Genomic DNA, 21,688 nt, shown 5'->3' on the forward strand with positions numbered 1-21,688 from the left:
CACGGCTCACGACGACCAGCGTGAGCCCGAGCCGGCGGCACTGACGTCGGCTCCGTGACGAGCGGCAACGCGCAGGACGATCCCCCTGCGCGTTGCCGCTCGTCGTCGTTTCCGGGCCCGGCGGGACGGACGAACTCCCTCTGGACAAACGACAGGACCGGATGCGATAGTCGTCGCATGCCACTAGATGGCAATCGACTTCCACTAGATGAAATCTAGCGATTCCCCCTCTCGTTCACCCAGGAGTTACCCGTGGCCACTCAGACGCTCGACGACACCCTCGACCTGTCCGAATTCCGCAGCACCGTCCGCGCTTTCGCGAACGCGGAGATCCTTCCCGGCGCGGCCGAGCGCGACGAGTCCAAGGAGTTCCCAGCTCGCCTGATGCGCCGCCTCGCCGAGCAGGACCTGATGGGCATCTCCGTCCCGGAGGAGTTCGGCGGCCTCGGCCTGTCGACCCGCGCCCAGCTGGTTGCGGTCGAGGAGGTCGCCCGCGCCGACGCCGCGCTGGCGTCGATCTACACCGCCCACTACCTGGGCCTCGAGCCGATCCTGGTCGGCGGCACCGAGGAGCAGAAGAAGCGCTGGCTGCCCGGACTGGCCTCGGGTGAGGTCCTCGCCGGCTTCGCGCTCACCGAGCCCGACGCGGGCTCGGACATCGCCTCCATGCGCACCGTGGCGCGCCGCGAGGACGACGGCTGGCACCTGTCCGGCTCCAAGACCTTCATCTCCAACGCCCGCGAGGCCGACCTCGTCGTGCTGTTCGCCAAGACCGACCCCTCGGCCGGCTTCCGCGGCATCACCGCGTTCGCCGTCCCGAAGGGCACGCCCGGCATCAGCTACTCGGAGCCGCAGGACAAGATGGGCATCCGCTCGGCGCCCACCTACACCGTCTACCTCGACGACGTGGTCCTGCCGCACGACGCAGTGATCGGCACCGAGGGCCGCGGCGGCAACATCGCGCTGACCGCCCTCAACCGCGCCCGCATCGACGTCGCCGCGATGGCCAACGGAATCGCGCTGCGCGCTTGGGAACTCGGCCGCGAGTACGCGTCCGAGCGCAAGCAGTTCGGGCACCCCATCTTCGAGTTCCAGGCCATCCAGCTGCTGCTCGGCGAGTGCGACGCCAAGCTCGTCGCCTCGCGGGTGACCGCCGACTGGGCGTCCGACGTCAAGGACGCCGGCCAGGACCTGCGCCGCGCCGCCTCGATCTCGAAGTTCGTGGCGACCGAGGCCTGCTTCTCCATCGTCGATCAGGTCGTCCAGATCCACGGCGGCGCCGGGTTCATGCGCGAGTCCGAGATCGAGCGCCTCTACCGCGACTGCCGGATCCTGCGCATCTTCGAGGGCACCTCGCAGATCCAGCTGCTCACCATCGCGGGCAACGCCCCGTCGATCCGTTCCACCGAGTACTGAGAGGGGAGGCGATCATGGTCACCCCCGCACTCCCCCCGCTCGACGGCGTCCGCGTCGTCGACCTGTCCCGCGTGCTCGCGGGCCCGTTCTGCACCGCGCTGCTCGCTGACGCCGGCGCCGACGTCGTCAAGATCGAGGCGAAGGCCGGTGAGGATTCCCGCCACCTCGGACCGTTCCGTGACGGTGAGAGCATCTACTTCAACGTCCTCAACCGCGGCAAGCGCTCGATCGCACTCGACCTCAAGGACCCCGAGGACCGGGAGTCGCTGCTGCAGTTGATCGCCGACGCCGACGTCGTCGTCGAGAACTTCCGTCCCGGCGTCACCAGCCGGCTCGGCATCGACTACGAGGCTGCGCGCGCCCGCAACCCGAAGATCGTCTACGCGTCGATCTCCGGCTTCGGGCAGAAGGGTCCGATGGCGGGCGCCGCGGCCTACGACCTCGTGGTCCAGGCCCTGTCCGGCGTCATGAGCATCACCGGCACCGAGGACTCCGGCCCCACCCGTCTGGGCGAATCGTTCGGCGACACCATCACCGGCGTCTTCGCCGCGTGGGGCATCAGCACCGCGCTGCTGGCCGCCCGTGCCACCGGCCAGGGGCAGCACCTCGACGTCGCGATGTTCGACAGCATGCTCGCGATGCTGCCCACCGCGCACAGCCAGCTCCAGGCGTCCGGCGCGACCCCAAAGCGGGTCGGTAACCGGCACCCCGTGTCGACGCCGTTCGACACCTACCGCGCCGACGACGGCCTGTTCGTCCTCGCGATCGCCAGCGAGAAGGGCTTCCAGACGCTGGCCCGGACCATGGGCCGCGAGGAACTGATCACCGACCCCCGGTTCACCGAGGACACCCTGCGCACCGAGAACGAGCCCGCGCTGCGCAAGGAGATCGAGGCGTGGGCCGCCGGCCGCACCGTCGCGCAGGTCCTCGAGCTGCTGGACGCGGCCGGCCTGGCCGGCTCCGAGGTGTGGGACGTCCAGCAGGCGCTCGGGTCGGAGCAGGCCCGCTACCGCGGTGTCGTGGAGACATTCGAGCATCCCAAGGCGGGCACGGTGTCGTACGTCCGGCAGCCGGTCGTCTTCGGCGACAGCGCGCGTCCGGCGGTGCGGCGCAGCCCGCTCCTCGACGAGCACCACGACGAGGTCCTCGGCGGAACGCCCACACGATAGATTCGTCGAACGGTCGGCCGAACGGTCGACGCCCTCGGCATGGGAGACACGCATGGCCCCCGGTGACGTGACGCGCAGCGTCAGTCGCACCTTCGAACTGCTCAGCGCGATCATCGAGCACGGTGGACTGACCCTCGCCGACGCCGCGAAGACGACCGACCTCGCGACCAGCACAGCGCTGCGGCTGATCCGCAGCCTCGAGCAGACCGAGTTCGTCCTGCGTGGCGAGGACAACGTGTACCGGGTCGGTCCCCGGCTACTGCAGATCGGCGCGAAGGCCATCGCCGACAACCAACTGCTCCTGCGGGCGCAGCCGGCCATGGCTGAGATCGCCGAGATCACCCGGGAGTCGACGTACCTGTCGGCTCCCGGGCCCCGGGGCACGGCGTTGTACATGGGGCAGATCGAGGGGACCCACGCCATCCGGCACATGGGGTGGGTCGGCCAGACCGTTCCCCTCGTCGGGACCGCGGTGGGCGCGGCCCTGCTCGGCGAGGTGGGCGCGGACGGATACGCCATCGCCCACGACACCATCGAGGACCACTCCACCGGCGTGGCCGCCCCGATCTACGACGCGATCGGCCGGATCGTGGGGGCACTGAGCGTCGTCGGACCCACGTTTCGACTCGACGACGACGTCTGCGCCCAGCACGGGCAGGTCCTCGTCGAGCGCTGCGCGCGACTGTCGGCCGAACTGGGCCGCACCGCCCCGTCGTAGTCCGAAGCCCGCCTGGGCCGCCGGCTGCTGGCTGCTGGCTGCTGGCTGCTGGCTGCCGGCTGCCGGCTGCCGGCCGAATGTGACATTGGTTCGGTTGGACTGAACGAATGTCACATTCGGCCACCCACGACAGTTCGGAAACCGAGGCGTTTGGTCCACGGTCTCGTATCCGAGACAATGACGCGGCACGCCGGTCAGGACAATGACGCGGCACGCCGGTCAGGACAATGACGCGGCACGCCGGTCAGGACAATGACGCGGCACCCCGGCCGATCGGCCGGGAACGAAAGGGGACGTTCGATGTCGACGAGCCGGGTCAAGTCCGCAGAGCGGGTGCTCGACGTGCTCGATCTGCTCGCCCGGCGGGGTGTGCCCATGGCGGCGACCGAGATCGCGAGTGAACTCGATCTGCCCAAGAGCACCACGCACCACCTGCTCAACGTGATGCGGGACCGGCGCTTCGTCTCCTACTGGCCCGACCAGCGGGCATGGACTCTCGGCGTCTCGGCGTTCGAGGTGGGGGCGTCGTACATGCGGTCCGGACCGCTGCATCGCGAGGGGCAACGCCACATGGTCGCGCTCACCCAGGCCGCGGACGAGACCTCGCACCTGGCGGTGCTGCAGGGGACCGACGTGATCTACCTGGACAAGCGCGAGCCGCTCAAGCCTGGTGTGCGGCTGGTGACGGAGGTCGGGACGCGACTGCCCGCGCATCTGACGGCCGTCGGACGCACGATCCTCGCGCGCCTCGACCCCGAGCAGCTCAGTGCGCTGTACGCCGGGTACACCTGGCCCATGCGTACCGGCGAGGGGCCGACGTCGCTCGACGACCTGCGGGCACTCCTGAAGGCCGATCGCGAACTCGGGTACGCCGTGGAGCGGGACTCGACCACCAACGGTGTCACTTGCATCGCCGGCCCGGTGGTCACCCGGGAGGGACGTCCGGTCGCCGCGTTGGGTGTCGCGTACCTGACCGGGGCGCGCACTGACGCCGAGACCGCCGAACTGGCCCAGCTCGTCACGGACGCCGCCGCCCACTTCTCGGACAGCCTCAGCGACCGCATGGTCGAGGAATCCATCGAGTCCTGAACCGGAGTCCGGAACCGGCGATCCCCTTCGATCCGCCAATCCCCGCTCGCCTATTGTCTTACATACGAGACTATGGTCTCGTATACGAGACACAATCTTCACGGCCACCGATCCGTCGCGACCGCCGGGCCGTCCCTGCCTTCGGAGTCCCCATGACCCTCACCACCCAGTCCACCGACGTCGTCGACGTCGGACTCGGACCCGTCACGATCGAGGACGTCGTCGACGTCGCCCGCCGCGGCCACGGGGTGCGCCTCACCGACGACGCTCTCGCCGAGATCGCCCGCTCGCGCCGGCGCATCGAGGACCTCGCCGCCGACCCCCGTCCCGTGTACGGCGTCTCCACCGGCTTCGGCGCGCTCGCGACCCGGCACATTCCTCAGGAGATGCGAACCCAGCTCCAGCGCAGCCTGGTTCGCTCGCACGCGGCCGGATCCGGACCGGAGGTGGAGCGCGACGTGGTGCGCGCGCTGATGCTGCTGCGCCTGTCGACCCTCGCCACCGGCCGCACCGGCGTCCGGGTCGAGGTGGCGCAGGCATACGCCGATCTCCTCACGGCCGGGATCACCCCGGTGGTCCACGAGTACGGCAGCCTCGGTTGCTCCGGCGACCTCGCGCCGCTCGCGCACGTCGCCCTGGCGGTCACCGGGGAGGGCACGGTCCGCACCGCGGACGGCCGCCTCGTCGATGCCTCGGTCGCCCTGGCCGAGTGCGGACTCGAGCCCGTCGTCCTCGCCGAGAAGGAGGGTCTGGCGCTCATCAACGGCACCGACGGGATGCTGGGCCAGCTCGCGCTCGCGGTCACCGACCTCGACCACCTGCTCAAACTGGCCGACATCGCGGCCGCGATGAGCGTCGAGGGTTTGCTGGGCACGGATCGGGTGTTCGCAGCCGACCTGCAGGCGCTCCGCCCGCATCCCGGCCAGGCCGCCGCGGCCGCCAACATGTCCCGGCTACTCGACGGCTCCCCCATCGTCGCGAGCCATGCGGGCCCCGAGGACACCCGCGTACAGGACGCCTACTCGCTGCGCTGCGCACCGCAGGTGGCCGGCGGCGCGCGCGACACCGTCGAGCACGCCCGCACGGTCGCTCTGCGCGAACTCGCGTCCGCGGTAGACAACCCCGTCGTCACGGTCGACGGCCGCGTGGAGTCCAACGGCAACTTCCACGGCGCCCCCGTGGCCTACGTCCTCGACTTCCTCGCGATCGTCGCGGCCGACGTCGCGAGCATCAGCGAGCGCCGCACCGACCGGTTCCTCGACGTCGCCCGCAACCACGGGTTGCCGCCGTTCCTCGCCGACGACCCGGGCGTGGACAGCGGTCTCATGATCGCCCAGTACACCCAGGCCGCGATCGTCTCCGAGCTCAAGCGGTTGGCGGCGCCGGCCAGTGTCGACTCGATCCCGTCCTCGGCGATGCAGGAGGACCACGTCTCGATGGGCTGGTCCGGTGCCCGCAAGCTGCGCCGGGCCGTCGACGGTCTCACCCGCGTGCTCGCCATCGAGATCCTCACGGCCGCAAGTGGAATCGATCTGCGCGCGCCGCTCGCGCCGGCAACCGGAACCGGCGCGGTGGTCCGCACACTCCGCGAGAGCGTCCCGGGTCCGGGCACCGACCGGTTCCTCGCGCCGGAGATCGAGCAGGCCGTCGCGCTGGCGGCCTCGGGCGCGCTCGTCGCGGCCGCCGAGGACGCGATCGGAGACCTGCAGTGACCCGCTCGATCGCCCTGCCCCGGGCCCGGCCCGAGATCGACGCGCTGCCCACGTATTCGAGGGCCTCGGGTGCCGCGACGGTGCGCTGGCGGGCGTCGAGCAACGAGTCGACCATCGCGCCCTCCCCGGCCGTCGTCGAGGCGATCGCCCGCGCCGGCGCGCACGGCCACCTGTACCCGACGCTGTTCGCGGACGATCTTGTCGCCGCTCTGGCCGATCGACTGTCCGTGCCCGCCGATTCGGTGCTGACGGGCGCCGGTTCGCTGGCGCTGCTGCAGCAGGTTCTCACAGCGTTCACCGGCCCCGGCACCGAGGTGGTCCACGCGTGGCGCAGCTACGAGGCGTACCCGATTCTCATCGGGATCGCGGGTGCCACAGCGGTTCCGGTACCGCTCGACGGGCGGCACCGCCACGACGTCGATGCGATGATCGCGGCGGTGACGCCCCGCACCCGCGCGGTCCTGGTGTGCAATCCGAACAACCCGACGGGCACCGAACTCACGGACTCCGAACTGCGGCACCTCCTCGACAACGTGCCGTCGGACGTCCTGGTGATCCTCGACGAGGCCTACCGCGAGTTCGGCGAGGAGCAGGCCGACGGCGTCGAGCTGCTCCGTGAGTTCCCGAATGTCGTCGTGCTGCGGACGTTCTCGAAGGCGTACGGGCTCGCCGGGCTGCGCGTGGGATACGCGATCGCCGGTTCCGCCGTCGCCGCTCCCCTGCACGCCGCCGCACCCCCGTTCGGTCTGAGTTCGGTCGCGGAGGCGGCGGCGTGCGCCGCCCTCGCCGAGTCGGCACACACCGACCGGATCGTGGAGTCGGTGCGAGCCGGTCGGCACCACGTCCGCTCGGGACTGGCCGCGCACGGATTCGAAACACCCTCCAGTGGAGGCAACTTCGTCTGGATCCCCGTCGGTGACCGGGCCACGACACTCGACGCCGCCTGCGTGGCGCACGGGGTGTCCGTCCGCACGTTCCCCGGCGAGGGCGTACGGGTGACCGTCGGCGACCGCGATGCCGAGGACGCTGTCCTCGCCGCCGTCGGCGACCTGACCTCGCTCCCCGCCGAACACTGACCGACGACGACAAGGAACCCAGATGTCCCTCACCGCGCTCGCCGACGCCCTCGGCTCGCGTCGACTCGTCACCGATCCCGACGTCATGGACGCCTACAGCCGCGACGAGGCACATCTCGCGGAGCCCGGCCGTCCGCTCGCAGTGTTGATCGCGGACTCCACCGACGACGTCGTCGCGGCGATGAAATGGGCCACCGCCCATCGCGTTCCGGTGGTCCCCCGCGGCGCCGGCAGCGGCCTGGCCGGCGGCGCCACCGCGATCGACGGCTGCCTCGTGGTGTCCACCGCCGCGATGCGCACGATCGTCGAAGTGAATCCGGCCGATCAGCTCGCGGTGGTGCAGGCCGGCGTCGTGAATGCCGACCTCGACCGCGCGGCCGCCGAGCACGGACTGATGTACGCCCCCGATCCGAGCAGCTTCCAGATCTCCACGATCGGCGGGAACATCGCCACCAACGCTGGCGGACTCCGCTGCGTCAAGTACGGCGTGACCCGGGACTCCGTCCTGGGTCTGGAGGTGGTCCTGTCCGACGGCCGGATCCTGCGGACCGGGCACCGCACCGTCAAGGGCGTCGCCGGCTACGACCTGACCGGGCTGCTGGTCGGTTCCGAGGGCACCCTCGGGATCGTCACGAGCGCAACCGTCCGTCTGCGGCCGCGGCCGGCTCGGGAGCCCGCGACGATCGTCGGCAGCTTCGCATCGCTGCGCGCTGCCGCGGACGCCGTCGCCGCGGTGGTGCGTGCCGGAATCGGACCGAGCCTGCTCGAGCTGATCGACCGGGCCACACTGGTCGCCGTCGACGAGTGGAAGCGCATCGGCCTGGAGTCCGGGACCGAGGCGATGCTCATCGCGCAGGCCGACGGCCCCGACGCCGACGAGGCCGCCGCCGCGATCGAACGACACTTCACCGACGCGGGCGCCGACTTCGTCGCCCTGTCCCGGGACCCGGCCGAGTCGGCGCAGTTGCTCGAGATCCGCCGCCTGGCGTACCCGGCGGCCGAACGGCTCGGGCAGTGCCTGGTCGAGGACGTCGGCGTGCCGCGCTCGCGGCTGCCCGAGATGGTCGAGTCGATCGAGGAGATCTCGCGGCGCCACGGGGTGACCGTGATGACGGTCGCGCACGCCGGGGACGGCAACGTGCACCCGACGTTCGTGTTCGACCGCCTCGCCGACGGGTCCGTCCCGGATGCCGTCTGGACGGCCGCCGACGAGGTGTTCCGGCGCGCGCTCGAGCTGGGTGGCACCCTTACAGGTGAGCATGGCGTCGGGGTGTTGAAGCGACGCTGGATGGCGCTCGAAGTGGGAGAGACAGGTTTGGACATCCATCACGCGGTGAAGGCCGCATTCGATCCGCTCGGTCTGATGAATCCCGGAAAGGGCTTCTGACCGTCGACCAGGACAAACAATCCGGTTACAAACCTGAATGTTGACAGACCTGTATATACAGGCCTATACATTTCCCAGCGACATGGCGTGATCCAGCGCACAAGCACCGAAGAAGGTGGGCATCACCCCCGGAAGTCGACCCCGCCGCACGGTGCGGTCACCGCAGAAAGAGCAGGCCCAATGACACACGACGGCAGCACGTCCGAGGTGCTCCTCGCCCCGGAGCGGCGCACCATCGACGTCGTCCCCGACGACGAACGGCACGGCACTCCCCGCAGCCAGTTCACGCTGTGGTTCGGCGCGAACATGCAGATCACGGCCGTCGTCGACGGCGCCCTGGCCGTCGTCTTCGGCGCCGACGCGCTGTGGGCCATCATCGGCCTGCTGATCGGCAACGTCTTCGGCGGTGCCGTGATGGCCCTCCACTCGGCACAGGGCCCCCGCATGGGCCTGCCGCAGATGATCTCCAGTCGCGCCCAGTTCGGTGTCAAGGGCGCGGTCATCCCGCTCGTGCTGGTGATCCTGATGTACCTCGGCTTCGCCGCCACCGGCACCGTCCTGGCCGGTCAGGCCGTGAACAAGGTCCTCGGCATCGACAACGCCACCGTCGGCATCGTGATCTTCGGGTTGCTCACGGCATTCGTCGCCGTCACCGGCTACAAGCTGATCCACATCGTCGGCCGCATCGCCACCGTCGTCGGCATCATCGGATTCACGTACCTGGCGATCCGTCTCTTCCTCGAGTACGACGTCCTCGATTACGTCGGCGTCGTCGACTTCGACTTCGTGACGTTCCTGCTCGCGATCTCCCTCGGCGCCGGCTGGCAGCTCACGTTCGGTCCGTACGTCGCCGACTACTCCCGCTACCTGCCCCGCGAGACCAGCGAGCGCACCACGTTCTGGTCGACCTTCCTCGGCAGCGTCATCGGTTCGCAGTGGTCGATGACCTTCGGTGCCCTCGTCGCGGCCGTCGCGGGCGACGCCTTCCTCGGCAACCAGGTCGGCTTCATGGGCGACCTCGCCGGTCCCGCCATCATCGCGTTCCTGATCTACCTGGTGATCGTGACCGGCAAGCTGACGGTCAACGTCCTCAACGCGTACGGCGGCTTCATGTCGATCCTCACCACCGTCACCGCGTTCGACGGCCGGTCGCAGATCTCGACGAAGGCCCGCTCGTTCTACATCCTCGGCTTCACCGTCGTCTCGATGTTCATCGCGATCGCGGCGAGCGCGGACTTCCTGGACAACTTCAAGAACTTCGTCCTGGTGCTGCTGATGGTGTTCACGCCGTGGAGCGCGATCAACCTGATCGACTACTACCTGATCTCGAAGGAGCGCATCGACATCCCGGCGCTGTACGACCCGAACGGGCGCTACGGAGCCTGGAACGTCCCGGCGCTGGTCGTCTACGCCGTCGGCGTGCTCGCGCAGATCCCGTTCCTCGCGCAGAAGATGTACACCGGCCCGATCACCGAGATGCTCGGCGGCGCGGACATCTCGTGGATCGTCGGCATCGTCCTGACCGGCGCGATCTACTACCCGGTCGCCAAGCGGACCAACAACCCGCCGGCCGCCATGATCTACCCCGCCCACACCGCGATGGTCGACAGCCGGGTCTGATCCCGGTCACCGACCACCGATTCCCCCTCACCACAGTCACCTAGGAGCCTCACGTGACCACGACCGGTCCCCGGACCACCGCACTGACGAACATCGGCACCCTCGTCACCAACGACCCCACGCTGGGCGAGGGAGCACTGGGTGTCCGGCACGACGCTGCGGTCGTCTTCGAGGACGGCGTGGTCGCGTGGGTGGGTGACTCCGCGGACGCCCCGGCCGCCGACGCCGGTTTCGATCTCGGCGGACGGGCCGTGCTGCCCGGCTTCGTCGAGAGCCACTCGCACCTGGTGTTCGCGGGCGAGCGGGCCGAGGAGTTCGCGGCCCGCATGGCGGGCGAGAAGTACGCGGCGGGCGGCATCCGCACCACGATCGAGGCGACGCGGGCCGCGAGCGACGACCAGCTCGCCGCGAACGTGCGCCGGCTGCTCGACGAGTCGCTGCGCTCCGGCAGCACCACCGTCGAGATCAAGAGCGGTTACGGCCAGAGCACGCGGGACGAGCTGCGCAGCGTGCAGGTCGCGGGCCGGTTCACCGACGAGGTCACGCTGCTGGCCGCGCACGTCCCGCCGCCCGAGTACGCGGGCCGCGGCGACGAGTACGTGGCGATGGCGGTCGACGAGATGATCCCGGCGTGCGCCCCGTACGCGAAGTGGATCGACGTGTTCTGCGAGCGCGGCGCGTTCACCGTCGAGCAGTCGCGCGCCGTCCTCACCGCCGGCGTCGCCCACGGCCTGATCCCCCGCGTGCACGGCAACCAGCTCGGCGAGGGCCCGGGCGTGCAGCTGGCCGTCGAGATGGGTGCGGCCTCGGTCGACCACGTCACCTACGTCACCGACGCCGACATCGACGCGCTCGCCGGTAGCTCGACGGTCGCGACGCTGCTGCCCGGCGCCGACTTCTCCACCCGCAACCAGTACCCCGGCGCCCGCGCACTGCTCGACGCCGGCGTCACCGTCGCGCTGGGCGCGGACTGCAACCCCGGCACCTGCTACACCACGAGCCTGCCGTTCTGCATCGCCATCGCCGTCCGCGACATGCACATGACGCCGGCCGAGGCCGTGTGGGCCGCGACCGCCGGTGGTGCCCGCGCACTGCAGCGCGAGGACGTCGGCAGCCTGCGGATCGGTGCCCGCGCCGACGCGATCGCGCTCGACGCGCCGTCGTACCTGCACCTCGCCTACCGTCCGGGCGTGCCGCTGATCCGCGAGGTGTTCAAGGACGGCGTCCTGGTCGGTGCATCCGCCACTGCTGTCGCCGGGAGCCTCGCATGAGCCACGAGATCGTCGTCGACGTCGCCCCTGCGCCCTGGACCGGCCGCACCGACGGCGACACCCCGGAGCACCTGCGCTGGCACCAGGCCATCGCGCCCTACTCCCCCGATCCGGACACCGGCAGCGTGCTGATCGGCTTCGCGAGCGACGAGGGCGTCCGGCGCAACAAGGGACGGCGCGGCGCCGCCGACGGCCCCCGCGCCCTGCGCGCCGCGCTCTCCTCGATGGCGCTCGCCGAGCCCCTGCCCATCGCGGACGCCGGCACGGTGACCGTGACCGGCGAGGAACTCGAAACGGGCCAGGCCGCGCTCGGTCGCGCCGTCACAGCGGCAATCGATGCGGGACGGCTGCCCGTCGTCCTCGGCGGCGGCCACGAGGTCGCGTACGGCACCTATCTCGGCGTGGCGCCCTCGCAGCTGCGGAAGCGGCACCCCCGCCTGGGCATCCTCAATCTCGACGCCCACTTCGACCTGCGCAGCGACCCGGTCCCCAGTTCCGGCACCCCGTTCCGGCAGATTGCCGAGGCCGAGGATGCCGCCGGCACCAGCCACCGCTACGACGTGATCGGGATCAGCCAGCCCAGCAACACCACGGCCCTGTTCGACACCGCTGATCGGCTCGGCGTCCGGTACCTCTTGGACGATCGGTGCGGGATCGCGGACCGCGCGGTGGTCGACGAGTTCGTCACCGCTTTCCTCGACGACGTCGACATCGTCTATCTGACAATCGATCTGGACGTGCTGCCCGCCGCCGTAGCACCCGGTGTCAGCGCACCCGCGGCCTACGGCGTGCCGCTGGAGACGATCCAGCGGGTGTGCGATCAGGTGAGCGCGAGCGGGAAGCTGGCGGTTGTCGACGTCGCCGAACTCAACCCGTCGCTCGACGTCGACAACCGGACCGCCCGCACCGCGGCACGGCTCATCCACCGCATCGTCACCGGGCACGTTCCACCGGCGCGCTGAATCGACAACGGCGCCATCCCGGTTCGGATCTACAGCCAGCGAGGCGGTTGTAGATCCGAACCGGCGGTCAGCCCGACCGCCCCACGACCGGACGCCCAGCGCACGACGGACACGAGTGGGCCCACGACCGCGCCCGTGACCGGCGCGTCCTCCTGCACGACCACCAGCCTGCGCCCGCCGACCTCGAGCACGAGCCCCGCACCGTCGCCCCTGCCTCGCCACATCCCGACGATGTCGTCGAGGAGCGAGTCGAGGACGACGTCGGGGAACTCGTCGAAGCGCCCACCGTTCCCGAGGTCGACCGTGTGGATCCACACCTCGCGGCTGCGCATCCATGCGGTCTCCGACGCCGGCACCATCCGCCCCTGTGCGGTCCGCACCTGCGCGGCCCACGCCTCCCGAGGGAGGGTGCGCCACTGCTCGTCGAGCCGGGCGGCTGTGTGGGTGAAGAGGTTTCGCAACGAACCGGCACTCAGCGTGGCGCCCTCGTCGATCTCCCGGGCCCGCTGCTGCATCGATTCGTACATGGGCGTCTCCACACCCGTCGCAGCCCAGTCGAGGATCCGGCACAGCGCGGCGGCGTTGTAGCCGACGTGCGCGACGAGGTGCTTTCGCGTCCACCCTTCGAGCAGGCTCGGACCCGACAGGTCCGCGTCGGACACCGCCGCGAGCCGCTGCGCGAAGTACGCGGTCCCCTCACGCGCGAGGTCCAGTCGCTCGGACAGATCCAGATCGTTGAAGGCCACGAACGCTCCTACCTGACGACGGTCTTGTTGCGCACCGAGCCCAGTCCCTCGATGCTCACCTCGACCGTATCCCCGTCACCGATGTAGCGCGGGCCTGCGGGCGTGTCCGCAACCCTCGAAAACAGCTCGGGCGCTGTGACCGGAAAAGGTCACAGCGCCCGAGAGGGAGATGCCCGAGATCAGGCGCTCTGGCCCTCGCGCTCGGCGACGAGCGTCAGCGCGATGTCGACGAGCATGTCCTCCTGGCCACCGACGAGGCGACGCTTGCCGGCCTCGAGGAGCAGCGTGCGGACGTCGACGCCGTAGCGGGCCGACGCGGCCTCGGCGTGGCGCAGGAAGCTCGAGTACACGCCGGCGTAGCCGAGGGTGAGGGTCTCGCGGTCGACGCGGACCGGGCGGTCCTGCAGCGGGCGGACGATGTCGTCGGCGGCGTCCTGCAGTGCGAAGACGTCGCAGCCGTGCTTCCACTCGTGCAGGTCGGCGACGGCGATGAAGGGCTCGATGGGGCAGTTGCCCGCACCGGCGCCGTGCCCGGCGAGCGATGCGTCGACGCGGTAGACGCCCTCCTCGACGGCGACGACACTGTTCGCCACCGACAGCGACAGGTTCTCGTGCGCGTGGATACCGATCTCGGTGCCCTCGTTGAGGACCTCCTTGTAGGCGCGGACGCGGTCACGGACACCGTTCATGGTCAGGCGTCCGCCCGAGTCGGTGACGTACACGCAGTGCGCGCCGTACGACTCCATGAGCTTGGCCTGCTTGGCCAACTCCTCGGCGGGTGCCATGTGGCTCATCATCAGGAAGCCGGAGACGTCCATGCCGATCTCGCGGGCCGTCTCGATGTGCTGCGCGGAGACGTCGGCCTCGGTGCAGTGCGTCGCGATGCGGACCGAGCGCACACCCAGCTTGTAGGCGTGCTTGAGCTCCTCGATGGTGCCGACACCCGGCAGCAGCAGGGTGGTCAGGCGGGCGTTCTCGAGGACGTCGGCCGCAGCCTCGATCCACTCCCAGTCCGTGTTGGAACCCGGGCCGTAGTTCACGGAACCGCCGGCGAGTCCGTCACCGTGCGCGACCTCGATCGCGTCGACACCGGCAGCGTCGAGAGCCTTGACGATGCGCTTGACGTCCTCCGGCGAGATGCGGTGACGCACGGCGTGCATGCCGTCGCGCAGCGTGACGTCCTGGACGAAGATGGTGGGGTTCGTGCTCATCGGGTGGCTTCCTTCTTCTGGGCGATCCGCTCAGCGATCTGCAGTCCGGCAGAGGTCATGATGTCGAGGTTGCCTGCGTAGGCGGGCAGGTAGTGCCCTGCGCCCTCGACCTCGAGGAAAATCGACACCTGGTGGGTCGGGCGATTGCCGCCGTCGATCAGGGTCTCGACCGGCTGATCTGCGGGGATCTCCGAGATCTGGACCTGCTGCTTGAGGCGGTAGCCGGGCACGTACGCCGAGACGTCGCCGACCATCTTCGCGACGGACTCGCGGATCTGGTCGTGGGTGGCCGGGTCCGACGCGTCCACGAGGCAGAAGACCGTGTCGCGCATCATCAGCGGCGGCTCGGCCGGGTTCAGGATGATGATCGCCTTGCCGCGCTTGGCGCCACCGACGGACACGATCGCACTGGACGTGGTCTCGGTGAACTCGTCGATGTTGGCGCGGGTGCCCGGGCCGGCGGACTTCGACGCGATCGACGCGACGATCTCGGCGTAGGCAACCGGGACGACCCGGGAGACGGCCGCGACCATCGGGATCGTGGCCTGGCCACCGCAGGTCACCATGTTGACGTTCGTGGCGTCGAGGTGCTCGTCACCGTTGACGGCGGGCACGACGAACGGGCCGATCGCGGCGGGGGTGAGGTCGATCATGCGCTTGCCCAGCGGGCGCAGACGCGCGTCGTTGACGACGTGAGCCTTCGCCGACGTCGCGTCGAAGACGATGTCGATCTCGTCGAAGTTGGGAAGGCCGACGAGGCCCTCGACGCCCTCGGCGGTGATCGGCACGCCCATGGACGCGGCGCGCGCGAGACCGTCGGATGCCGGGTCGATGCCGACCATCGCGCCCATCTCCAGGTGCTCCGAATGGTTCAGCACCTTGATCATCAGATCGGTGCCGATGTTGCCCGATCCGATGATCGCGACCTTGACCTTGCTCATGCCTCGGTTCCTTCCTTGAAACGGGTGGTCACGACACCGAGTCCGGACACGGAGACGGTGACGACGTTGCCGGCCTGGACCGGTGCCATCGGGCCGAGCGCACCGGACAGGATGACCTGACCGGCCCGCAGCGGCTGGCCCAGCTCGCGTGCGGTCTGGGCGAGCCACACGACGGCCTCGATCGGGTCGCCCAGGCAGGCTGCACCGTTGCCGGAGGAGACCTCACGACCGTCGACGGCCATCGACATGACGACGTCCTTGGGCTCGAACTCGTCGAGCGTGCGACGCTGCGTGCCGAGGACGTAGACGCCGGACGACGCATTGTCGGCGACGGTGTCGCCGAAGCGGATGTCCCAGTTCTCGATGCGGCTGTCGCAGATCTCCAGCGCGGCGACGGCGTACTCGATCGCGTCGCGCACCTGCGCGGCGTCGAGCGGTCCGTCGATCAGGTCGGCGCCGAGCACGAAGCCGACCTCGCCCTCGATCTTGGGCTGGATCAGCACGTTCATCGGGATGTCTTCACCGTCGGCGAACTGCATGTCGTCGAACAGGACGCCGAGATCGGGCTGGTTGACGCCGAGCTGCTGCTGGACAGCCTCCGACGTGAGGCCGATCTTGCGGCCGACGACGACGGCGCCCGCCTGCATGCGCAGGTCGTTGACGCGGTTCTGCACGGCATACGCGGCCGCGAGGTCGTCGGCGCCGATCAGGTCGCGGATGGGCGCACAGGGCACACCGGCCGCAGCGGCCGACGCGAGGCGTTCCGCGGCAGCGGCGATAGCGGACTCGCTCACCGCGGTGGAGTTCGTGGGCTGGCTCATGACGCCTACTGTGCTGGGCGGAAGCCCCGCAGGCCAACCTTTCGTCTCACTCAGCGATACGCTCGATGCATGACCGGAGCCACCAACCTCGACACGGTCCTCGGCAAGGCGGTGACGATCCTGCGTGCCTTCCGCCCCGAGGACCACGTGGTCTCCCTCGCCGAGCTGGTCCGCCGGACCGGACTGCACAAGGCGACCGTGCACCGCCTCGCGAAGGAACTGGTCGCGAACCGACTGCTCGACCGCGTGGACGACGGCTACCGCCTCAGCGGCGGCCTGTTCGAACTCGGCATGCTCGCCTCGCTCGAGCGCAGCCTGCTCGAGATGGCGATGCCGTTCCTGCAGGACCTGTACGAGCGCACCCACGAGACCGTGCACCTCGGGGTGCGCGACGGCCACGACGTGGTCTACGTCGCGAAGATCGGCGGCCACCGCCAGGCGAACGCCCCGTCACGCACCGGCGGACGGATCCCCCTGCACTGCTCCGCAATCGGCAAGGCACTGCTCGCGAACTCCGATCCGGAGCTGCGCCGCGAGGTCCTCTCCTCCCCGATGGTCCGAAGGACCCCGCACACCGTCGTGGCGCCGGGAATCCTGCGCGGCCAGCTCGACAAGGTGGTGGAGACCGGGGTGGCCTTCGAGCGCGAGGAGTCGGCGCTGGGCATCGCGTGCGTGGCGGCACCGGTCTTCGGACCCGACGACCGCATCGTCGCGGCGATCAGCGTCACCGGGCCCACCAACCGCTACCGGCCCGAGAGCCAGGTCGACGCCGTCCGGGCGGCCGCCGAGGGGCTGCGCAGCACCATGTCCCGCCGCGAGCGGCTCCGCTGACGTCAGCCCCGCGCCGCCTCCACCGGATCCGACCAGACGTCCATAGGAACGCACTCGACGCTGCGCCCGACGTCGTCGAGGATGCGCCCCATCCGCTCGAAGAACCGGAGGGTGATGGAGCGGTCGAGAATCTCGAGCGACGGCACCGCCCGCCGCAGCAGTTGCTCCACGCGGTGCACGTCCTCGAGCGAACGGACCCACACCGAGTAGAAGAAGTTGGCCGGCGCGCCGGTGACGACGAGGCACGCACGGGTCTCCGGCCACGCGGACAGACGCTTGGCCACGTCGTCGCATTCGTCGACCGGCACGCGGGCCCACATCCACACCGAGACCGGCCATCCCGAGAGCGGTTGCGCGACATCGCAACGCAGCAGCACCGCGTGCCGGTCCAGTAGCGCGTTCAGTCGGCGGCGTGCGGTACTGACCCTGCAGTCGACTTCCGCCGCGATGTCGGCGAGGGGCACGCTGGTCCGCATCGAGGGCCTGCAACTGCCAGTCGCCGCCCATCGCGTACGGACGGATCACGAGATGCGTTCGGGTCGATCGGATTCCGGGAAGCGACTCGACGGAGGTCAGCAGCATGCCCGCCAGCGACGCCAGGTCGGGCACGCTGACGGTGAGTAGCAGATCCCTTGAGCCACTGGCGTGTTCGACGGTCAGCACGTGCGGCCACCGCACCAGGGCCTCGGCGGTCGCGAGCACCTGTCCGGCCTCGCACTCGATCTCGACGAGCGCGGCCGGCTGCGGCCCTGCGGGATGCGCCGTGACCCAGGCCGACGCTCCCGGTGGGCGAGCGCGTGAACATCGACTACGCCTCGACGGTCCCGGGACACATACACGCATGCGGACACGACCTGCACACGTCGATGCTGGTGGGCGCCGCGCACCTGCTGTCGGCGCGGCGCGAGAACCTCGCCGGCGACATCGTGTTCATGTTCCAGCCGGGCGAGGAGGGATACGACGGTGCCGGACACATGCTGGCAGAAGGAGTCCTCGAGGCGTCCGGCACGCGTCCGGTGGCCGCGTACGGTCTGCACGTGAGGCCTGCGCGTGGACGTCGACTACTCCGAGCAGTATCCGGTGACCGTCAACGACGACACCGAGGCCGAGTTCGTCGCCGATGTCGTCTCGCAGGTGCACGGCCCGGAACGGTTCGCGTGGCAACCGGACCCGGCGAGCTTGTCCGAGGATTTCTCGCGGGTGCTGAACGAGATTCCGGGCGCGTTCGTGTTCCTCGGCGCGTGCCCCGCGGACCGGGATCCGACGGCGGCCGCGTACAACCATTCGCCGCTCGCGGAGTTCGATGACGGCGTCCTCGGCGACGGCGCCGCCCTCTACAGCGAACTGGCGCTGCGCCGACTGGCTGTGGCGGCCCCGGAACAGGCAGCCTGATCCGGTCCCCGGTCCGCACGTTTTCCCCACGCGGGCCGGGGACGGGATCACGTGGCCAGCAGTCCCTTCGAGATGCGCCACCTGAATCTCGTGCTGCCGAGACTTTCAGCCCACCCCGTTGGTCGCGCCGCCTACCCCGAGACCTCGGGCATGTCCGGTACCCGGGTCGCACCGACCATCCTCAGAGCGATCACGACGTACTTCCGGGCGACTACCTCCGGGCTGTGCATGCCCTCCGCGTGGTACCACCGGGGAATCACCTGGCACATACCGAGAATCGCCCGGGTGGTCTCGGCGGGATCGTCCACGTCGAACTCCCCGGTCCCGTTTCCGTCATTCACGATGTCGAGCACCAGGCCCTCGACGCCCTTCCGCACCGCGCGGTAGCGCTCCCAGTTCTCCGGCCCCAGGTACCGCGCTTCGCCCTCGAGAGCAGCCAGCAGTGCACGGTTGGTCATCTGCAACACGATCGTGAAGATCACGTTGGCCAAGCGCTGTACCGGATCGTCGTCGCCTGCGGCGTTCGCAGCGAGCGACCGGGAATGCAGGTCCCCGATGCTGCGCTCGAGAAGCGCGATGAGCAATCCTTCCTTGCTCTGGTGGTGGTAGTACAGGGACGGGACGGTGACGCCGACCCGACGAGCAATCTCCCGCACCGATGCCCCGTGGAAGCCCGACTCGTAGAAGGCGTCGAGCGACGCCGACAGAATGGGCGTCAGCTCCAACCGCTCCAGGCTGCACCAGTCACCCGGATCATCTGCATCTTCAGCCACGTCTGTCGACAACTTCGCCACCTGACCACACCTATCGTTCACGTTGTGCTGATGATCCGAGATTACTCGAGCGTCCTTCGATTTCCGATCGGCTCCGGTACCGCCGACCGGCCCGGACACCGGAGAGTCAGTGCCCCAACCACTCCCGCAAAACGTCGGGGCCGTCTGCCCCCACCGGCCGCGGCGGGGTCGGCATTCCCGGCGAGCTCCGCGAGAACCGCGGTGCCGGCGCGGCCTGGGTGACGCCGTCGACATCCACGAGGGTGCCGCGCTCTCGGAGATATGAGTCCTCGGCGACCTCGTCGAAGGACAGCACCGGTGTCACGCACGCATCGGTGCCGTCGAACACGTCGATCCAGTGCTCGCGGTCCTTCGAGGCGATGACCTCGGAGAACCTCGCCCGCAACGTCGGCCAACCGGACCGGTCGTTCTGATCCGGCAGGTCCGCATCCGTGAGCCCCAGCCCGTCCAACAGTGCCCGGTAGAACTGCGGCTCGATGGCACCGACCGCCACGGCTCGCCCGTCAGCGCAGGCGTACGTGTCATAGAACGGCGCGCCACCGTCGAGGAGATTCGTACCTGCGCTCGACGACCACTGACCGAATCCACGCATCGCCCACATCATCTGGGACAGCACGGCTACCCCGTCGAGCATGGCCGCGTCGATCACCTGGCCGCGACCCGACTGCTGTCGCTCGAACAACGCCGACAGGATGCCGACCAGCAGGAACATCGAACCGCCGCCGAAATCGCCCACCAGGTTCAACGGTGGCACGGGGCGCTCGTCCGGCCGCCCGATCGCGTGCAACGCGCCGGTCAGCGAAATGTAGTTGATGTCGTGACCGGCCCGTGAGGCCATGGGGCCGGTCTGCCCCCAACCTGTCATCCGGGCGTAGACCAGCCTCGGATTGACTTCGGCGCACGGTTCGGGCCCGAGCCCGAGACGTTCGGCCACACCGGGCCGGTACCCCTCGATCAACACGTCGGCCTTCGAGATCAGCCGCAGCACCATGTCACGCTCGGCGCTGTTCTTCAGGTCGGCAGCAACCGAACGCCGGTTGCGCAGCATGTGGTCCGGATTGCCGTCCAGTGCGTCGGGGGTGCTGGAACTCGGCCGTTCGATGCGCACGACGTCGGCACCGAGATCACCCAGGATCATCGCGGCGTGCGGTCCGGGGCCGATACCGGCGAGCTCTATCACCCTCAGCCCGTCGAGAGGTCCGGTCATGAATCAGTCCTTTCCCGATCGGCACCCGGATCACTACCGGCACCGTTCAGAGGTTTCAGAGGTTTCGATCGATCGGTGTGTCGACACCGACTACGGTCAGCGCCCGAACCGCGCGGCGCGCTTGTTCTGGAACGCGTCGACGCCCTCCGCGAAGTCCGCGGCGGCGAGCAACTCGAGTTGCCCCTCCCGCTCACGCTCGAAGGCCGTGTCGAGCTGTCCGAGCGTCGCGGCGTTGATCGCGGCCTTGGTCTTTCGGAAGGCCACAGCGGGCCCGGCGGCCAGGCGCCCCGCGAGTGCCTCGACCTCCGTGTCGAATTCGTCGTCGGCGTAGACCTGCGCGATGAGTCCCGCATCCAACGCTTCGGCAGCTCCGAGGCGCTCCGCCAACAGCGCCAACGCCATCGCCCGCGCCCGCCCGACCGAGGCGGCAACCAACGCGGTGGCACCGCCGTCCGGCATCAGGCCGATTCTGGTGAACGCCAGTAGAAAGTAGCTGGATTCGGATGCCACCGTGAGGTCACAGGCCAATGCCAGCGACACACCGACTCCCGCGGCGGGGCCCCGGACGGCTCCGATCACCGGTTGCGGGAAGGTGCGAATCGTGTCGGCGACCCGGTTGGCGGCATCGATCACTGCCGGCGACGGCGGAGCGGAGAGGTCCAGGCCCGCCAGGTCGGCCCCGGTGCAGAACGCACGACCGGAGCCGGCAAGGACTGCGACCCGAACATCGGGGTCGGCGGAGTGCTTCTCGAACGCATCAGCAATCGCGTCCAGCGTCTCGGTGCGGACGGCGTTCATGCTCGCAGGTCGGTCGATGACGACGCGCAGGACACCGTCCTCGACGGTACTGACGACACCCGGTTCGGTCGTTGTCACAGTGAGCTCCTTCGGTTGTCAGTTGCAGATTCGGAGGGCCACTCGAGCAGTGGCGGATGAGTCTCGCGCAAGGAACGATCCGAGTCACTCGGTGCGTCGGTGCAGCGTCACGATGCCCATCAGATCAACTTAGCGTGCGATAGATAGCACCCGCCGTCGGCACTCCCTGCCCGCCATGGTACCAATTTAGCGATCGTTAAGTAAGTAGGATCATCTTGAAGGAGTCCCATGGCCGACGAGCCGACCAACACTGAGCCCGCCGCGCTGTACGAGCGTCGCGGCAGCGTCGCGATCATCACCCTCAACCGCCCGCGGGCACTGAACGCGGTCGATGCGGCGCTCTCCACGGCCGTGGGGACGCTGCTCGAGCAGGCCGACGCGGACGACGAGGTGCGGGTCATCGTCCTCACCGGCGCCGGACGCGCGTTCTGCGCGGGCGCGGACCTCAA

General features: G+C 69.6%; 21 protein-coding genes and 3 pseudogenes. 14 read left to right on the top strand and 10 right to left on the bottom strand.

What is annotated here, in order from left to right; translation table 11 throughout:
* The first annotated feature begins 252 nt into the window (after positions 1-252).
* The 10 genes from J2X34_RS03890 (at position 253) to hutG (ending at position 12,420) form a co-directional block, all read left to right on the top strand.
* The gene (locus J2X34_RS03890) at positions 253-1,416 is read left to right on the top strand and encodes an acyl-CoA dehydrogenase family protein (protein WP_114724349.1); all 1,164 of its coding nucleotides are present in this window, start codon (positions 253-255) and stop codon (positions 1,414-1,416) included.
* Between the two features lie 14 nt (positions 1,417-1,430).
* Entirely contained in the window at positions 1,431-2,585 is a 1,155-nt protein-coding gene (locus J2X34_RS03895) for a CaiB/BaiF CoA transferase family protein (protein WP_114724350.1), read from the top strand.
* Positions 2,586-2,637: 52 nt separating this feature from the next.
* Positions 2,638-3,303, top strand: a complete 666-nt coding sequence (locus J2X34_RS03900; protein ID WP_114724351.1) for an IclR family transcriptional regulator — start codon at positions 2,638-2,640, stop codon at positions 3,301-3,303.
* 300 nt (positions 3,304-3,603) lie between these two features.
* Positions 3,604-4,392 (top strand): IclR family transcriptional regulator, encoded by a 789-nt coding sequence (locus J2X34_RS03905; RefSeq protein WP_429516150.1) that lies wholly within the window; start codon positions 3,604-3,606, stop codon positions 4,390-4,392.
* Between the two features lie 152 nt (positions 4,393-4,544).
* Positions 4,545-6,104, top strand: a complete 1,560-nt coding sequence (gene hutH, locus J2X34_RS03910) for a histidine ammonia-lyase (protein ID WP_429516151.1) — start codon at positions 4,545-4,547, stop codon at positions 6,102-6,104.
* A complete protein-coding gene (locus tag J2X34_RS03915; RefSeq protein ID WP_114724354.1) occupies positions 6,101-7,180 on the top strand; it encodes a histidinol-phosphate transaminase in 1,080 nt (359 codons plus the stop codon). Before hutH ends, J2X34_RS03915 begins: the two co-directional genes overlap by 4 nt.
* A gap of 22 nt (positions 7,181-7,202) precedes the next feature.
* Positions 7,203-8,567 carry an FAD-binding oxidoreductase gene (locus J2X34_RS03920; RefSeq protein WP_429516152.1) on the top strand — a complete coding sequence of 455 codons (1,365 nt, stop codon included), beginning with the start codon at positions 7,203-7,205 and terminating at the stop codon, positions 8,565-8,567.
* 180 nt (positions 8,568-8,747) lie between these two features.
* Positions 8,748-10,187, top strand: coding sequence for a purine-cytosine permease family protein (locus J2X34_RS03925; protein ID WP_429516153.1), 1,440 nt, complete (start codon positions 8,748-8,750; stop codon positions 10,185-10,187).
* 53 nt (positions 10,188-10,240) lie between these two features.
* A complete protein-coding gene (gene hutI, locus J2X34_RS03930) occupies positions 10,241-11,458 on the top strand; it encodes an imidazolonepropionase (protein WP_114724356.1) in 1,218 nt (405 codons plus the stop codon).
* The gene (gene hutG / locus J2X34_RS03935; RefSeq protein WP_429516154.1) at positions 11,455-12,420 is read left to right on the top strand and encodes a formimidoylglutamase; all 966 of its coding nucleotides are present in this window, start codon (positions 11,455-11,457) and stop codon (positions 12,418-12,420) included. The genes hutI and hutG overlap by 4 nt, the downstream gene beginning before the upstream one ends.
* 29 nt (positions 12,421-12,449) lie before the next feature.
* On the opposite strand, the gene J2X34_RS03940 is transcribed toward hutG, so the two are convergent.
* The 5 genes and pseudogenes from J2X34_RS03940 to J2X34_RS03960 form a co-directional block, all read right to left on the bottom strand.
* The gene (locus J2X34_RS03940) at positions 12,450-13,166 is read right to left on the bottom strand and encodes a maleylpyruvate isomerase family mycothiol-dependent enzyme (RefSeq protein ID WP_429516155.1); all 717 of its coding nucleotides are present in this window, start codon (positions 13,164-13,166) and stop codon (positions 12,450-12,452) included.
* 8 nt (positions 13,167-13,174) lie between these two features.
* Positions 13,175-13,280: pseudogene (locus tag J2X34_RS03945) on the bottom strand (fumarylacetoacetate hydrolase family protein); the annotation flags it as partial.
* Between the two features lie 65 nt (positions 13,281-13,345).
* The gene (gene dmpG / locus J2X34_RS03950) at positions 13,346-14,377 is read right to left on the bottom strand and encodes a 4-hydroxy-2-oxovalerate aldolase (protein WP_114724359.1); all 1,032 of its coding nucleotides are present in this window, start codon (positions 14,375-14,377) and stop codon (positions 13,346-13,348) included.
* The gene (locus J2X34_RS03955; protein ID WP_114724360.1) at positions 14,374-15,318 is read right to left on the bottom strand and encodes an acetaldehyde dehydrogenase (acetylating); all 945 of its coding nucleotides are present in this window, start codon (positions 15,316-15,318) and stop codon (positions 14,374-14,376) included. Before J2X34_RS03955 ends, dmpG begins: the two co-directional genes overlap by 4 nt.
* Positions 15,315-16,139 (bottom strand): 2-keto-4-pentenoate hydratase, encoded by an 825-nt coding sequence (locus tag J2X34_RS03960; RefSeq protein ID WP_429516156.1) that lies wholly within the window; start codon positions 16,137-16,139, stop codon positions 15,315-15,317. Before J2X34_RS03960 ends, J2X34_RS03955 begins: the two co-directional genes overlap by 4 nt.
* Positions 16,140-16,208: 69 nt before the next feature.
* Between J2X34_RS03960 and J2X34_RS03965 the strand changes: the two genes are divergently transcribed.
* A complete protein-coding gene (locus J2X34_RS03965; protein ID WP_114724361.1) occupies positions 16,209-16,970 on the top strand; it encodes an IclR family transcriptional regulator in 762 nt (253 codons plus the stop codon).
* A gap of 2 nt (positions 16,971-16,972) precedes the next feature.
* On the opposite strand, the gene J2X34_RS03970 is transcribed toward J2X34_RS03965, so the two are convergent.
* Together J2X34_RS03970 and J2X34_RS03975 are read right to left on the bottom strand one after the other, a co-directional pair.
* Positions 16,973-17,446 carry an Lrp/AsnC family transcriptional regulator gene (locus J2X34_RS03970; RefSeq protein ID WP_429516157.1) on the bottom strand — a complete coding sequence of 158 codons (474 nt, stop codon included), beginning with the start codon at positions 17,444-17,446 and terminating at the stop codon, positions 16,973-16,975.
* A 100-nt stretch (positions 17,447-17,546) separates the two neighbouring features.
* Positions 17,547-17,813: pseudogene (locus J2X34_RS03975) on the bottom strand (Lrp/AsnC ligand binding domain-containing protein); the annotation flags it as partial.
* Here J2X34_RS03975 and J2X34_RS03980 point away from each other — a divergent pair.
* Together J2X34_RS03980 and J2X34_RS03985 are read left to right on the top strand one after the other, a co-directional pair.
* Positions 17,768-17,956, top strand: a pseudogene (locus J2X34_RS03980) (M20/M25/M40 family metallo-hydrolase); the annotation flags it as partial. The pseudogenes J2X34_RS03975 and J2X34_RS03980 overlap by 46 nt on opposite strands.
* Before the next feature lie 64 nt (positions 17,957-18,020).
* On the top strand, positions 18,021-18,362 hold the full coding sequence (locus J2X34_RS03985; protein WP_429516158.1) for a M20/M25/M40 family metallo-hydrolase: 342 nt from the start codon (positions 18,021-18,023) through the stop codon (positions 18,360-18,362).
* A 131-nt stretch (positions 18,363-18,493) separates the two neighbouring features.
* Here the strand turns inward: J2X34_RS03985 and J2X34_RS03990 are convergent, their stop codons facing one another.
* The 3 genes from J2X34_RS03990 to J2X34_RS04000 form a co-directional block, all read right to left on the bottom strand.
* Positions 18,494-19,135, bottom strand: a complete 642-nt coding sequence (locus J2X34_RS03990) for a TetR/AcrR family transcriptional regulator (RefSeq protein ID WP_429516159.1) — start codon at positions 19,133-19,135, stop codon at positions 18,494-18,496.
* A gap of 127 nt (positions 19,136-19,262) precedes the next feature.
* Complete coding sequence (locus J2X34_RS03995; protein ID WP_429516160.1) at positions 19,263-20,363, bottom strand: CaiB/BaiF CoA transferase family protein; 1,101 nt, start codon at positions 20,361-20,363, stop codon at positions 19,263-19,265.
* Between the two features lie 96 nt (positions 20,364-20,459).
* A complete protein-coding gene (locus J2X34_RS04000; protein ID WP_114724363.1) occupies positions 20,460-21,239 on the bottom strand; it encodes an enoyl-CoA hydratase in 780 nt (259 codons plus the stop codon).
* A gap of 228 nt (positions 21,240-21,467) precedes the next feature.
* Between J2X34_RS04000 and J2X34_RS04005 the strand changes: the two genes are divergently transcribed.
* Positions 21,468-21,688: enoyl-CoA hydratase/isomerase family protein (locus tag J2X34_RS04005; RefSeq protein ID WP_429516161.1), on the top strand; the 221-nt coding region annotated here is incomplete at its 3' end.

The sequence above is a fragment of the Rhodococcus sp. BE178 genome (assembly GCF_050433545.1).
Taxonomy (GTDB): Bacteria; Actinomycetota; Actinomycetes; order Mycobacteriales; family Mycobacteriaceae; genus Prescottella.

Bases quoted from the DNA above. Each gene is read 5' to 3' on its own strand.
- J2X34_RS03895 (WP_114724350.1), top strand. From the start codon at position 1,431: ATGGTCACCCCCGCACTCCCCCCGCTCGACGGCGTCCGCGTCGTCGAC.
- J2X34_RS03900 (WP_114724351.1), top strand. From the start codon at position 2,638: ATGGCCCCCGGTGACGTGACGCGCAGCGTCAGTCGCACCTTCGAACTG.
- J2X34_RS03905 (WP_429516150.1), top strand. From the start codon at position 3,604: ATGTCGACGAGCCGGGTCAAGTCCGCAGAGCGGGTGCTCGACGTGCTC.
- hutH (WP_429516151.1), top strand. From the start codon at position 4,545: ATGACCCTCACCACCCAGTCCACCGACGTCGTCGACGTCGGACTCGGA.
- J2X34_RS03920 (WP_429516152.1), top strand. From the start codon at position 7,203: ATGTCCCTCACCGCGCTCGCCGACGCCCTCGGCTCGCGTCGACTCGTC.
- J2X34_RS03925 (WP_429516153.1), top strand. From the start codon at position 8,748: ATGACACACGACGGCAGCACGTCCGAGGTGCTCCTCGCCCCGGAGCGG.
- hutG (WP_429516154.1), top strand. From the start codon at position 11,455: ATGAGCCACGAGATCGTCGTCGACGTCGCCCCTGCGCCCTGGACCGGC.
- dmpG (WP_114724359.1), bottom strand. From the start codon at position 14,377: ATGAGCACGAACCCCACCATCTTCGTCCAGGACGTCACGCTGCGCGAC.
- J2X34_RS03955 (WP_114724360.1), bottom strand. From the start codon at position 15,318: ATGAGCAAGGTCAAGGTCGCGATCATCGGATCGGGCAACATCGGCACC.
- J2X34_RS03960 (WP_429516156.1), bottom strand. From the start codon at position 16,139: ATGAGCCAGCCCACGAACTCCACCGCGGTGAGCGAGTCCGCTATCGCC.
- J2X34_RS03965 (WP_114724361.1), top strand. From the start codon at position 16,209: ATGACCGGAGCCACCAACCTCGACACGGTCCTCGGCAAGGCGGTGACG.
- J2X34_RS03970 (WP_429516157.1), bottom strand. From the start codon at position 17,446: ATGCGGACCAGCGTGCCCCTCGCCGACATCGCGGCGGAAGTCGACTGC.
- J2X34_RS03995 (WP_429516160.1), bottom strand. From the start codon at position 20,363: ATGACCGGACCTCTCGACGGGCTGAGGGTGATAGAGCTCGCCGGTATC.